The organism is Aureimonas jatrophae, from assembly GCF_900104035.1.
Lineage (GTDB): Bacteria > Pseudomonadota > Alphaproteobacteria > Rhizobiales > Rhizobiaceae > Aureimonas > Aureimonas jatrophae.
In genome coordinates, this window is sequence record NZ_FNIT01000008.1 from 165,395 (window position 1) to 177,997 (window position 12,603).

Here is a 12,603-nt window from a genome sequence, read left to right on the forward strand (position 1 = left end):
AAGGCTCGACCATGACGCACCTCCTCGAGGTCGAGAACCTGTCCGTCACATTCCGCCACGAGGACGGCGCGGTGGAGGCGGTGCGCGCCTCCTCGTTCCACGTCGAGCGCGGCGAGACGCTGGCCATCGTCGGCGAGTCGGGCTCGGGGAAGTCCGTCACCTCGCGCGCGGTGATGCGGCTTCTGGCCGGCAACGCCAGGCTCGGTGCCGACACGCGCATCCGCTTCATGGGAGAGGATCTGGCCAGGCTCACCGAGCGGCAGATGCGGGCCGTGCGCGGCGGGCGCATCGCCATGATCTTCCAGGAGCCGATGAGCTCGCTCAATCCGCTCTACCGGATCGGCGACCAGATCGCGGAAGCCATCACGACGCATCGCCCCATGCCCAAGAAGGCGGCGCTCGCCGAGGCGCTCGACCTCCTGCGTCAGGTGCGCATCCCCGAGCCCGAGATGCGCCTGTCGCAGTATCCCCATCAGCTTTCCGGCGGCCAGCGCCAGCGCGTGATGATCGCCATGGCGATCGCGAACGGCCCCGACCTCCTGATCGCCGACGAGCCGACCACAGCGCTCGACGTCACGGTCCAGGCCGAGATCCTCGACCTTCTCGACACGCTGCGGCGCGAGCGCGACATGGGCATGGTCTTGATCACCCATGACCTTGGCATCGTGAAGCGGCGCTCGGACCGCGTTTGCGTCATGCGACGCGGCGAGATCGTGGAGCGCGGCGAGACGCGCGCCGTCTTCGAGGCGCCCGCACATCCCTACACGCGAAAGCTCCTCGCCTCGGAGCCGCGCGGCCTGCCCGATCCGGTCCCCGAGGCGGCGAAGGTCGTGATGGAGACGCGCAACCTCGACGTCTTCTTCGACATCCGCTGGGGCGGGCTCCTGCGCTCCAGGACCGCCTCCTTGCGCGCGGTCGACGACGTGACGCTGTCGGTCCGGCGCGGCGAGACGCTCGGCATCGTGGGCGAGTCGGGCTCCGGCAAGTCGACGCTCGGCAAGGCGATGCTGCGGCTTCTCAACGTGCGCTGCGGCGAGATCCTGTGGCAGGGCGAGCCGATCCAGGGGCGCACCAAGGCCGAGATGCGCCCGCTGCGCACCAAGCTCCAGGTCGTGTTCCAGGATCCCTTCGCCTCGCTCAACCCGCGCATGTCGGTGCGCGATCTCGTGGAGGAGGGGCTCGTCGTCAACGGCATCGGGGCCTCGTCCAGAGAACGCGAGGCGCTGGTGCGCGAGGCGCTGCGCGACGTCGATCTCGATCCCAACTGCCTCAACCGCTTCCCGCACGAGTTCTCCGGCGGCCAGCGACAGCGCATCGCGATCGCGCGCGCCATCGTGCTGCGGCCCGAGTTCGTGCTCCTCGACGAGCCGACCTCGGCGCTCGACCTGTCCGTTCAGGCGCAGATCATCCAGCTCCTGCGCGACCTCCAGCGCAGCCACGGGCTGACCTACCTCTTCATCAGCCATGACCTGAAGGTCGTGCGCGCGCTCTGCCACAACGTGGTGGTGATGAAGGGCGGCGAGATCTGCGAGCGCGGGGCGACCGCCGAGATTCTGGAGAACCCGACCCATCCCTATACGCGCCGGCTGATCGACTCCGCGTTCCAGCCCTGAGGCCGCCGGTCCGGCTGGCACCCTGTCCGGCTCGGTGAAGCAGCCATGCGGCTGCCGCCTTCCAGGAGCGCGGCGGATGCATGGGTGCGTCGGCAAATGCGCATTGGCCATCGGTCCGGCGACCGTGCTTGGGATCGAGCCTGTCCATCGATCGCTCCGGGAGGATGACCCATGATCTCGGTTTCGATCGACGAACCCGTCGGCCCCGATACGGCGTCGACCGGTCGCGGCGGGGGCTGGGCCATCGCAGCCCTGTCGCTCGGCTCCTTCGTGATCGGCACGGGCGAGTTCGGGATCATGGGCCTGTTGCCGGAGGTGGCGCGCGATCTCGGTGCAACGATCCCCCAGGCCGGGCTCCTGATCACGGGCTATGCGCTCGGCGTCGTGTTCGGCGCGCCGCTTCTGGCCGTTCTGACGTCGCGCATGGAGCGCCGCCGCGTTCTCTTGGCGCTGGCCGCGATCATCGTGGTCGGCAACCTCGCCTGCACGTTGTCGCCGACCTACGGGCTGCTGATGGCCGCGCGCCTGTTCACCGCGCTGGCGCACGGCACGTTCTTTGGTGTCGGCGCGGTGCTGGCAGCCGAGGTCGCACGACCGGGCCGGCAGGCGCAGGCGATCTCGCTGATGTTCGTCGGCATGACGCTGGCCAATGTCGTCGGCGTTCCGCTCGGCACGCTCGTGGGGCAGGCGTTCGGCTGGCGCACGCTGTTCGGCGTCGTCACGGCGCTCGCGCTTCTTCAGGCCCTGGCGCTGGCGCTCACGGTTCCGCGCAGCGTTCCGCGTGCCGATGTCGGCTTTCGCGACGAGGTGCGCGTGCTCCTGCGCCGTCCCGTTCTGGTCGCCATGTCGATCAGCGTACTCGCCTCGACCTCGCTGTTTGCGGTCTATACCTACATCACGCCGCTTCTGACCGACGTCACGCATGTCGCGCCAGCCGACGTGCCGGCTCTGCTTCTTGTGTTCGGCGTCGGGATGACGGTCGGCAACATCCTGGGGGGACGCGCGGCGGACCGGTTTCTCCTGGTCGCGCTGATGGGTCTGTTTCTGGGGATCGTCGCGGTACTGCTGGCGCTCTGGCTTCTGGCGGATGCGCCCGCGGCCACGCTCGTGCTGCTGTTCGTCTGGGGCGCGCTGGTGTTCGGCGTGGTGGCGCCCATGCAGATGCGCATCGTCCAGGTGGCGGCGGGTGCGCGCAACCTCGCCTCGACGCTCAACCAAAGCGCCTTCAACCTTGGCAATGCGTTGGGGGCCTGGGCGGGGGCGGGACTGATCGGGGCGGGCGCCGGCTTCCGCGATCTGCCGCTGGCGGGCGCGCTGTTCGCCGCGCTGGCCTTGGTCGCCGTCCTGTGGAGCCGGCGCCTGGATCGGACCGCCCACGCCTGATGCGCGGCGCGGGCGGTCCGCTTGACCGGATCAGCCCGCCTGAAGGGGCGAGATCGAAATCTCGACGCGACGGTTGAGCGCGCGACCTTCTTCGGTGTTGTTGGAGGCGATGGGGCGGCTCATGCCGTAGCCCTGCGTGTTCAGGCGACGCGGGTTGACGCCCTGGCTCGCCAGGAACTGCGAGACCGACGAGGCGCGCCGCTGCGACAGGGCGAAGTTGTAGCCTTCGCCGCCCACATTGTCGGTGTTGCCGGCGACGTCCACGATGGAGCGGTCGTATTTGTTGAGGACGATCGCGACCGACTGGAGCGTCGGATAGAATTCCGAGCGCACCTGGTCCTGGTTCGTGGCGAAGGTGATGTTGGAGGGCATGTTGAGGATGATGCGGTCGCCGTCGCGCGTCACCGAGACGCCGGTGCCCTGCAACTGGGCGCGCAGGTCCGCCTCCTGGCGGTCCATGTAGACGCCGATGCCGCCGCCGCCGATCGCGCCGATGCCGGCGCCGATCAGCGCCGCGCGACCGGGATCGGAGCCTGTCGCACGGCCGACGAGGTAGCCGCCGAGCGCGCCGGCACCCGCGCCGATGCCCAGGCCTCCGGCCGTGTTCGAGATCTTCTGCTCGCCCGTGTAGGGATCCGTCGTGCAGCCGGCGAGCATCGAGGTCGCGGCGAAAACGAGAAGCAGCTTCTTCATGGCGTCTTTGATCCAGCCGAAAGGCGTCGCCCTATCAGGCGGCGCCGTGTTGTTCGCGTTCCGGCGCTAGACAACAGTCGGGGCTGGATTGGGGCTGGCGAGACGAATGGTGGCCGGGCGTTGCCGCCCGGCCACAAGGATCGTCAGGCGGCGGCCTTGGCGCCGAGCAGCTTGCGGTTCACGAGAAGCTCCGCGATCTGGATGGCGTTCAGCGCCGCGCCCTTGCGCAGGTTGTCGGCCACGATCCACATGTTGAGCCCGTTCTCGAGCGTCTGGTCCTCGCGGATGCGGCTGATATAGGTCGCGTCCTCGCCCGCGGTCTCGATCGGCGTGATGTAGCCGCCGTCCTCCTGCTTGTCGATCACGAGGCAGCCCGGCGCCTCGCGCAGGATATCGCGCGCCTCGTCCGCCGTGATCGGCTGTTCGAACTCGATGTTGACCGCCTCGGAATGCCCGATGAAGACCGGCACGCGGACCGCCGTGCAGGTCACCTTGATCTTGGGATCCAGCATCTTCTTGGTCTCGGCCATCACCTTCCACTCCTCCTTCGTGGAGCCGTCCTCCATGAAGACGTCGATGTGGGGGATCACGTTGAAGGCGATGCGCTTGGTGAACTTCTTGTTCGTGGTGGGATCGGCGACGAACACGGCGCGGCTCTGCTCGAAGAGCTCGTCCATGCCGTCCTTGCCCGCGCCCGAGACCGACTGGTAGGTCGACACCACGACGCGCTTGATCGTCGCGCGGTCGTGCAACGGCTTCAAGGCCACCACGAGCTGGGCCGTCGAGCAGTTCGGGTTGGCGATGATGTAGCGGTTTGTGAAGCCCTTCACCGCGTCGGCGTTCACCTCAGGCACCACCAGCGGCACGTCGGCGTCGTAGCGGAAGGCCGAGGAGTTATCGATCACGACGCAACCCTTGGCGCCGATGCGCGGGGCCCATTCCTTGGCGACCGATCCGCCGGCCGACATGAGGCAGATGTCGGTGCCCGAGAAGTCGTAGGTGTCGAGCGACTTCACCTTGAGGGTCTTGTCGCCGAAGGAGACTTCGGTGCCCTGCGAGCGGCGAGAGGCGAGGGCCACCACTTCGTCGGCCGGGAAGCCGCGCTCCTCGAGGATGTTGAGCATCTCGCGGCCGACATTGCCTGTCGCGCCGACCACCGCCACCTTGTAACCCATCGTCTGACCTTAGCCTTCGCCCCGGAACCGGCCATGCGCTCGCCACCCGTCCCGGGGGCGTTCGGGACGAGGCGGTCAGATCGTAATCGTGGTTTTCGTGAGCGTGGTCATGGAGCCGAGCCTATGCGCCCGGTGTCGTCGACGTGTCAATCGTCGATGCGCAACACCGCGACCACCATCGTGCTGGTGCGATAAACGAAAGGGCAGCCCACGCGGGCTGCCCCTCAACTCTGTCGATGCGTCCGGCGAGCCGAGCGGTCGACCCTTAGCTCCGGCGCCAGTCGCGGCGGTCGGGGTAGCCGGCGGTCTGCGGACCGAGGCTCCGACGCGCGCCGCGCTCGGCGATCTTCTTGCTGATCCAACCCACCAGGACGGCCTTGATGATTCCGCGAATCATGATCTGCTCCGTTTGACGTTCCTCTGCGCAAACAATGCGCTAGCGCGCCGTGGGTTCCGGTAGTGGCTCCGGGTCTTCGCCATCGCACGAAATGGTGACAGGCCGGATTCTGGACGGGCTTGTGCGAATCCCGGCGAAAATGGGGCAGGGCGCTTCCAATCGTTGACGAAGCGTTTACCGTAGGCCGCCGCATCGGGAGAATGCGCAAGAAACCGTCACGACGCGACGGCGGGAGGAGAAGAGAGTGTCGACATATCCAGCGGGGGCCGAAGCCGCTCCCATACGCGCACCCATGACCAAGCGCGAGCGGAAGGTGATCATCGCCTCCTCGCTCGGCACGGTCTTCGAGTGGTACGACTTCTATCTGTACGGAACGCTGGCCGCGATCATCGGCAAGCAGTTCTTCTCGCAGTTCCCGCCGGCCACGCAGGCGATCTTCGCCCTTCTGACATTTGCCGCCGGCTTCCTGGTTCGCCCGTTCGGCGCGCTGGTCTTCGGGCGGCTCGGCGATCTCGTCGGCCGCAAGTACACCTTCCTCCTGACGATCCTCATCATGGGCCTGTCGACCTTCGCGGTCGGCCTTCTGCCGGGCTATGAGCAGATCGGCATCGCCGCTCCCATCATCCTCGTTCTCTTGCGCATGGCGCAGGGCCTGGCGCTGGGCGGCGAATACGGTGGCGCGGTGGTCTACGTGGCGGAGCACTCGCCCCGTAACCGGCGCGGCTTCTACACCGCCTGGATCCAGACCACGGCAACGATGGGTCTTCTCCTGTCGCTGGCGGTGATCGTGACCCTGCGCGTCAACATGGGCGAGGAGGCCTTCGCCTCGACGCAGCCCTTGTTCTTCGGGCTCGAGGGCGGCTGGCGCGTTCCCTTCCTTCTGTCGATCGTGCTCCTGATCATCTCGATCTACATCCGGCTGCAGATGCACGAGTCGCCGATCTTCCAGAAGATGAAGGAGGAGGGCACCCAGTCCAAGGCACCGCTGTCGGAGGCCTTCGGAAACTGGCGCAACGGTCGCATCGTCCTGATCGCCCTGTTCGGGCTCGTGATCGGCCAGGCCGTGGTCTGGTACACCGGCCAGTTCTACGCGCTGTTCTTCCTTCAGACGGTCCTGAAGATCGATCTTCTGACGGCGAACGTCCTGATCGCCTGGGCGCTGATCATCGCAACGCCCTTCTTCCTCGTGTTCGGTTCGCTGTCGGACCGGATCGGTCGCAAACCCGTGATCCTGGCCGGCTGCCTCCTGGCGGCGGCGACCTACTTCCCGCTGTTCCAGGCGCTGACCACGGCCGCCAACCCGACCTATGCGAACGCGATCGAGACCGTGCGCGCCGAGGTCGTCGCCGACCCCGCGACCTGCGGTTCGCTGTTCGACCCGGTGGGCGTGCGGACCTTCACGAGCCCCTGCGACGTGATGCGTCGCACGATGTCCCAGCAGGCCTACCGCTACACGCAGGTCGACGCGCCCGCCGGCACGCCGGCCCAGCTCGTCGTCAACGGCGGCACGCCGATCGCCTTCACGGACTCGGCCGGCTTCACCGCCGCGCTCGGTCCCGCCATGGTCGCGGCCGGCTATCCCGCCGCCAACGACCCGGCCAAGGTGAAGGTCGACGGCTTCTTCTCGGCTCTCGGCTCGGTGCAGGCGCTCAAGGTCATCCTGATCCTGACGGTGATGGTGATCTACGTGACGATCGTCTACGGCCCGATCGCCGCGGCGCTGGTGGAGTTCTTCCCGACCCGCATCCGCTATACCGCCATGTCCTTGCCCTACCATATCGGCAACGGCTGGTTCGGCGGCCTGCTTCCGGCCACGTCCTTCGCGATCGTCGCCTCCACGGGCGATATCTTCGCGGGCCTCTGGTACCCGGTCTTCTTCGCGCTTCTGACGGTCGTGATCGGCGTCCTGTTCGTGCGCGAGCGTCGGAACGTCGATCTGGCGGACTGAACCGCCGGTCTCGACCGCTCAAGCTGAAACCGCCGCCCCGGATTGTCGTCCGGGGCGGCGGTTTCGCATCAAGAAGCCGGCTCGCGCGAGCGTCAGGCGTCGAGAAGCCGCTCGAAGCGCGCGGCCACGGCGTCGCCCATCTCGCCCGTGCCGACCTGGCGGCATCCCGGCGCCATGATGTCGGCCGTGCGCGTTCCCGCTTCCAGAACGGCCGCGATCGCGCGCTCCAGCGCCTCGGCCTCGTGCGTCATCTCGAACGAGTAGCGCAGCATCATCGCCAGCGAGGCGATCATGGCGATCGGGTTGGCCAGACCCCGGCCGGCGATGTCGGGCGCCGAGCCGTGGACGGGCTCGTAGAGGGCGCGGCGTCGCCCGGTGTTCGCGTCGGGCGCACCGAGCGAGGCAGAGGGCAGCATGCCCAGGGAGCCGGTGAGCATGGCCGCGATGTCGGACAGCATGTCGCCGAACAGGTTGTCGGTGACGATCACGTCGAACTGCTTGGGACTGCGGACGAGCTGCATGCCGCCGGCATCGGCCAGCATGTGGTCGAGGCGGACGTCGCGGTACTCGTCGCGCCCGACGCGGCTGACCACCTCGTTCCACAGGACGCCCGTCTTCATGACGTTGCGCTTCTCCATGGAGGTGACCTTGCCGTGCCGCGTGCGCGCCAGCTCGAAGGCGACGCGCGCGATGCGCTCGATCTCATAGGTCTCGTAGACCTGCGTGTCGACGCCGCGCTTCTGTCCCTCGCCGAGGTCCACGATCTCCTTCGGGGACCCGAAGTACACGCCGCCGGTCAGCTCGCGCACGATCAGGATGTCGAGTCCGTCGACGAGCTCGCGCTTGAGCGAGGACGCGTCGGCCAGCGCCGGATAGCAGATCGCCGGGCGCAGATTGGCGAACAGCGCCATGTCCTTGCGCAGGCGCAGGAGACCCGCCTCGGGCCTCACCTCATAGGGTACGCTGTCCCATTTGGGTCCACCCACCGCGCCGAAGAGCACCGCATCGGCATCCATGGCCAGCGCCATGTGGTCGTTCGAGATCGCCTGCCCATGCGCATCGTAGGCGGCGCCGCCGACCAGCGCCGTCTCGGTCTCGAAGGGCGAGCCGGCGCGCGCGAGCACGGCGAGAACCTTGTCGACTTCCGCCATGGCCTCGGGGCCGATGCCGTCGCCCGGCAGGAGGAGGAGCTTGCGTGCGGCCATGGAGGATCGTTCCTTTCAGCGCTGCCGGACGCGGCTGTCCGATCCGGTCGCGCGGGTCGTAGCGGTCCGCGTTCCCTGCGGCAAGGACGGTCGGGGGCGAGACCGCAACCGTTTCTTGACCAAGCGTCGGGATTGCCGCGTGCGCGCCGACCGGCGGAAATCGGCCGGTAAGGAGCAGCCGGTCAGATGGTCTCACGTGTCGTGCCGCCCGGCTTTGCCGCCGAGGCCGCACCGGGATCGTTGGGGGAGTTGCGCCTTGAGGTTGACCATACGCTGGAAGCTGGCGGCGGGCTTTGCCGTCGTGCTCGCGATGCTGGGCGCGACCAGCGCGCTGGGCATTCACACCCTGTCGGTCTCGAACCGCGAAGCCGACGATTTCGCCTCCGGTTCCTTCGCCCGCGTCCAGGCGCTCGACGCCATCCGAACGCTGGAAACCCGCACGCGCCTGTCCATCCTGGACATGATCGCCTCCGACGACGCCCAGGAGATCGGCGAGATCGACGCACGCATGGCCGGCGCACGCGAGGAGCTTTCGCGCGCCGTCGAGAGCTATGCCCAAAAGCTTCCGGCGGAACGCCAGGCGCAGGGCGCCGAACTCGTGGCCTCTCTGCAGGCGCTCCAAACCACGGTCGACGCCACGCTGCCGAGCGCCCGTGCGACGGACCGCTCCGACGCGATCCGCGCGATGACCAAGGCCGAGCCGACCGGCAAGAGCCTGGAGACGATGCTGACGCAGCTGCGCGCCGTGTTCCGCAACATGCCGGCGAGCCCCCTGACGCAGATCGCGCAGGCGACGCTGTCCGACATGCAGGCGAAGTTTCCGGAAGCCCGCTTCGTGTCGACGCAGGTTCTCCTGGAAAGCGACGGCAACAAGCTGAAGACGCTGGAGGCGAGCTACAAGGCCCGTCGCACGCAGTTCGACGCCTATGTCACGCAGATCCGCAGCGCCGCGGATGCCGCCGCGCAACCGCGCGTCGAGAAGATGGCCGCGACCTGGGCCTCGTTCCGCGACATGATGGACGGATGGGTGGCGCTGGGCGCGCGCAACACGTCGAGCCAAGCGATGCTGCAGAACACGCAGGAGGTTCGCCCCGCCGCGCTCGCCTTCGAGACGCTGATCGACAAGCAGTCCGAGATCGAGCGGCAGATCGCGACGGACTACGTCGCCGAGACCGCCTCGGCCTACGACCAGACACGCCTGTGGATGATCGCTCTGGGCGCCGGCGCGGTTCTTCTGGGGGCCATCGTCGCCTACGGGCTGGGCCGCTCGCTCTCGAACGCGCTGCGCCGGACGACGGCGCTGGCCGAGCGGATCGGCGAGGGCGACCTCACGGCCCGTACCGAGAGCGTCTCGCGCGACGAGATCGGCGATCTCCAGCGCGCCATGGGCGCGATGTCGGCGCATCTTGGCGAGATCGTCGCCTCAGTCCGCCAGTCGGCTGCCCAGGTCGCCTCCGGCTCCTCGCAGTCGGCGACGACCGCCGACCAGCTCTCGTCCGGCTCGACCGAGCAGGCCGCCGCCTCCGAGGAAGCCTCGGCCGCGCTGGAGGAGATGACCGCCAACATCCGCCAGAACGCCGACAACGCTTCGCAGACCGAGAAGATGGCCAAGCAGGCCAGCGTCCTGGCGAGCGAGGTGGGGACCAGCGCCGCGAAGGCCGCGACCGCGATGGAGAGCGTCTCGGCCAAGGTGCGCGACATCCGCGAGATCGCCCGGCAGACCGACCTTCTGGCCTTGAACGCGGCGATCGAGGCCGCCCGCGCGGGTGCGCACGGCAAGGGGTTCGCCGTGGTCGCCTCCGAGGTCCGGAAGCTGGCCGAACGGGTGCAGGCCGCCGCTATCGAGATCGAGAGCCTGTCGCTCTCGACGCTCGACCTCACGGCCGAGGCCGGCCGGAAGATGTCGGTGCTGGTTCCCACGATCCAGCGCACGGACGAGCTCATCTCGGAGATCTCGGCGGCGTGCCGCGAGCAGTCGGTGGGCATCGAGCAGATTAACCAGGCCATCGTCCAGCTCGACCAGGTCACGCAGGCCAATGCCGGCGCCGCCAACCAGATGGCGGCCACCGCCGGCGAACTTTCCGCCGAGGCCGGTCATCTGTCGGAGCAGGTCGGCTTCTTCCGCACCGACGAGACGACGGAGACCCCTGCCGAACCGCGTGCCGTGGCGATGCCGCCCGCGCCCGTCGCCGCCCCGAAGGCCGACATCCGCGAGTTTCAGCCCCGCGCCCAGACAGCCCGCCGCGCGGCACCGGCCGAGGGCTTTGCGCTCGACCTCGAGGACGACGCGGGCTTCGAGCGCCTCAGCGCCTGATCAGAGGCCGCGCCGATCTCCGCCCGCCCCGGCTCAAGCCCAGGGGCGGGCGGCTGCGTTTCTTGCCTCGAAGGCGCCGATGTCGCCCTCGCGCTCCAGTGTGAGCCCGATGTCGTCGAGGCCGTTCAACAGGCAGTGCTTGCGGAAGGCGTCGATCTCGAAATGCACCACCCCGCCGTCGGGGCGGCGGATTTCCTGGGTCGCCAGATCCACCGTCAGCTTGGCGTTCGCGCCCTTCTCGGCATCGGCCAGGAGGGCGTGCAGCTCCTCGGGCGAGACGCGGATCGGCAGGATGCCGTTCTTGAAGCAGTTGTTGTAGAAGATGTCGGCGAAGCTCGTCGAGATCACGCAGCGGATGCCGAAGTCGAGCAGCGCCCAGGGCGCGTGCTCGCGCGAGGATCCGCAACCGAAGTTGTCGCCCGCGACCAGGATCTCGGCCTGGCGGTAGGCCGGCTTGTTCAGCACGAACTCGGAATCCTCCGAACCGTCCTCGCGATAGCGGATGTTGGCGAACAGGCCGACCCCCAGCCCGGTGCGCCGGATCGTCTTCAGGTAGTCCTTCGGAATGATCATGTCGGTGTCGACGTTGAGGATCGGCAGCGGCGCGGCCACGCCCGTCAGATGGTCGAACTTCTGCATGGACTTCCTGAAGCTCCTCTTGGCACTCGGTCCGGCCTCGTTACACCCGGCGTCCCGGCAGCGGAAGCCTGACGCCGAACGCCGGCCGGGCCCTTGAAGGCGACGCGCCGCTGCGGCAAGACACGCCGGCCCATGCTCGACGCTCCTCTTCTTCGCTCCGCCCTGTTCGTGCCCGCCGGCAATGCGCGAGCGCTGGCGCGTGCCGCGAACCTCAAGGCCGACGCCCTCCTGTTCGATCTGGAAGACTCCGCCGCGCCGGCGGAGAAGGACGCGGCGCGCGAGCGCCTGCGGGACTACCTGCGCGCGACGCCCAAGGGCCGCGCCCTGCGCGTGGTGCGCATCAACCCGCTTCAAAGCCGGGAGGGGACGGAAGACCTGCTTATGGCGCGCGCCGTGCGGGCCGACGCCGTTCTCCTTCCCAAGGTCTCGGGACCGCAGGACCTGGAAGAGGCCGGGGAAGCGCTGGTCCAGGCCGACGCCCCCGACACGATGCGCTTGTGGGCGATGATCGAGACGCCGCACGGGGTCCTCGCATCTGCCGCCATCGCGGGCGTCCCGGGGCGTTGGCGGCCCGGCGCCCTGGTGCTCGGGCCGAACGATCTCGCGCTTTCGGCCGATCTCGTCGTTTCGCCGGGCCGCGCCGAGCTCATGCCGTTCCTCGGACCCGTGATCGTGGCGGGCGCCGCCTACGGCGTGCCGGTGCTGGACGGCGTCTTCAACGACTTCGGCGACGAGCCCGGCTTTCGCGCCGAGTGCGTGCAGGGGCGTGCCATGGGCTTGGCCGGCAAGACGCTGATACACCCCACGCAGATCCCGCCCGCCAACCAGCTGTTCCGGCCGAGCGAGGACGAGATGCGCCGGGCGGAAGCGATCCGGGCGGCCTTCGCCGATCCGGTCTACGCCGGTCGCGGCGTGATCCGCCTCGACGGCCGCATGGTGGAGCGCCTTCATCTCGAGCAGGCCGAGCGGTTGCTGGCGCGCGCTGCGCTGGCGCGCCAGATCGATCAATCCGACGAGGAGTCCCCGTCTTGAAGCTTTATCGCCTTCTGACCGGCGTCGACGACGCCGCCTTCTGCCACAAGGTCTCGCTCGCCCTGTCCAAGGGCTGGGACCTGGCGGGATCGCCGGCCTACGCCTTCGATGCCAAGGAGGGCGTCATGAAGTGCGCCCAGCCCGTGACCAAGGTCGTCGAGGGGCGCGACTACGATCCCGCGATGAAGCTCGGCGAGCAGTAGC

At 68.5% G+C, this 12,603-nt stretch carries 11 protein-coding genes; 6 read left to right on the forward strand and 5 right to left on the reverse strand.

Annotation, left to right across the window (positions count from 1 at the left end; all coding sequences use genetic code 11):
* Positions 1-11 precede the first annotated feature (11 nt).
* Positions 12-1,613, forward strand: a complete 1,602-nt coding sequence (locus BLQ76_RS16825; protein WP_090675662.1) for an ABC transporter ATP-binding protein — start codon at positions 12-14, stop codon at positions 1,611-1,613.
* 171 nt (positions 1,614-1,784) lie between these two features.
* On the forward strand, positions 1,785-2,996 hold the full coding sequence (locus BLQ76_RS16830) for an MFS transporter (protein ID WP_090675664.1): 1,212 nt from the start codon (positions 1,785-1,787) through the stop codon (positions 2,994-2,996).
* Positions 2,997-3,026: 30 nt separating this feature from the next.
* On the opposite strand, the gene BLQ76_RS16835 is transcribed toward BLQ76_RS16830, so the two are convergent.
* The 3 genes from BLQ76_RS16835 to BLQ76_RS22685 form a co-directional block, all read right to left on the reverse strand.
* Positions 3,027-3,689 (reverse strand): YiaD family glycine zipper/OmpA-like lipoprotein, encoded by a 663-nt coding sequence (locus tag BLQ76_RS16835; RefSeq protein WP_090675666.1) that lies wholly within the window; start codon positions 3,687-3,689, stop codon positions 3,027-3,029.
* A 143-nt stretch (positions 3,690-3,832) separates the two neighbouring features.
* A complete protein-coding gene (locus BLQ76_RS16840) occupies positions 3,833-4,864 on the reverse strand; it encodes an aspartate-semialdehyde dehydrogenase (RefSeq protein WP_090675669.1) in 1,032 nt (343 codons plus the stop codon).
* Positions 4,865-5,129: 265 nt separating this feature from the next.
* Positions 5,130-5,261 (reverse strand): hypothetical protein, encoded by a 132-nt coding sequence (locus BLQ76_RS22685; RefSeq protein WP_280140077.1) that lies wholly within the window; start codon positions 5,259-5,261, stop codon positions 5,130-5,132.
* 292 nt (positions 5,262-5,553) lie between these two features.
* Here BLQ76_RS22685 and BLQ76_RS16845 point away from each other — a divergent pair, with 292 nt between their 5' ends.
* Positions 5,554-7,209 (forward strand): MFS transporter, encoded by a 1,656-nt coding sequence (locus BLQ76_RS16845; protein ID WP_090675671.1) that lies wholly within the window; start codon positions 5,554-5,556, stop codon positions 7,207-7,209.
* 92 nt (positions 7,210-7,301) lie between these two features.
* Here BLQ76_RS16845 and leuB read toward each other — a convergent pair whose 3' ends face one another.
* Positions 7,302-8,414 (reverse strand): 3-isopropylmalate dehydrogenase, encoded by a 1,113-nt coding sequence (leuB, locus tag BLQ76_RS16850; protein ID WP_090675788.1) that lies wholly within the window; start codon positions 8,412-8,414, stop codon positions 7,302-7,304.
* Between the two features lie 262 nt (positions 8,415-8,676).
* Between leuB and BLQ76_RS16855 the strand changes: the two genes are divergently transcribed.
* On the forward strand, positions 8,677-10,728 hold the full coding sequence (locus BLQ76_RS16855) for a HAMP domain-containing methyl-accepting chemotaxis protein (protein ID WP_183193101.1): 2,052 nt from the start codon (positions 8,677-8,679) through the stop codon (positions 10,726-10,728).
* Between the two features lie 33 nt (positions 10,729-10,761).
* Here BLQ76_RS16855 and leuD read toward each other — a convergent pair whose 3' ends face one another.
* Positions 10,762-11,367 carry a 3-isopropylmalate dehydratase small subunit gene (leuD, locus tag BLQ76_RS16860; RefSeq protein WP_090675675.1) on the reverse strand — a complete coding sequence of 202 codons (606 nt, stop codon included), beginning with the start codon at positions 11,365-11,367 and terminating at the stop codon, positions 10,762-10,764.
* Positions 11,368-11,499: 132 nt separating this feature from the next.
* Between leuD and BLQ76_RS16865 the strand changes: the two genes are divergently transcribed.
* Positions 11,500-12,399, forward strand: coding sequence for an HpcH/HpaI aldolase/citrate lyase family protein (locus BLQ76_RS16865; RefSeq protein ID WP_090675790.1), 900 nt, complete (start codon positions 11,500-11,502; stop codon positions 12,397-12,399).
* Positions 12,396-12,602, forward strand: a complete 207-nt coding sequence (locus BLQ76_RS16870) for a DUF1737 domain-containing protein (protein WP_090675677.1) — start codon at positions 12,396-12,398, stop codon at positions 12,600-12,602. The genes BLQ76_RS16865 and BLQ76_RS16870 overlap by 4 nt, the downstream gene beginning before the upstream one ends.
* Position 12,603 lies beyond the last annotated feature (1 nt).

Coding starts and splice junctions, on each gene's coding strand:
- BLQ76_RS16825 (WP_090675662.1), top strand. CDS start 12: ATGACGCACCTCCTCGAGGTCGAGAACCTGTCCGTCACATTCCGCCAC.
- BLQ76_RS16830 (WP_090675664.1), top strand. CDS start 1,785: ATGATCTCGGTTTCGATCGACGAACCCGTCGGCCCCGATACGGCGTCG.
- BLQ76_RS16835 (WP_090675666.1), bottom strand. CDS start 3,689: ATGAAGAAGCTGCTTCTCGTTTTCGCCGCGACCTCGATGCTCGCCGGC.
- BLQ76_RS16840 (WP_090675669.1), bottom strand. CDS start 4,864: ATGGGTTACAAGGTGGCGGTGGTCGGCGCGACAGGCAATGTCGGCCGC.
- BLQ76_RS22685 (WP_280140077.1), bottom strand. CDS start 5,261: ATGATTCGCGGAATCATCAAGGCCGTCCTGGTGGGTTGGATCAGCAAG.
- BLQ76_RS16845 (WP_090675671.1), top strand. CDS start 5,554: ATGACCAAGCGCGAGCGGAAGGTGATCATCGCCTCCTCGCTCGGCACG.
- leuB (WP_090675788.1), bottom strand. CDS start 8,414: ATGGCCGCACGCAAGCTCCTCCTCCTGCCGGGCGACGGCATCGGCCCC.
- leuD (WP_090675675.1), bottom strand. CDS start 11,367: ATGCAGAAGTTCGACCATCTGACGGGCGTGGCCGCGCCGCTGCCGATC.
- BLQ76_RS16865 (WP_090675790.1), top strand. CDS start 11,500: ATGCTCGACGCTCCTCTTCTTCGCTCCGCCCTGTTCGTGCCCGCCGGC.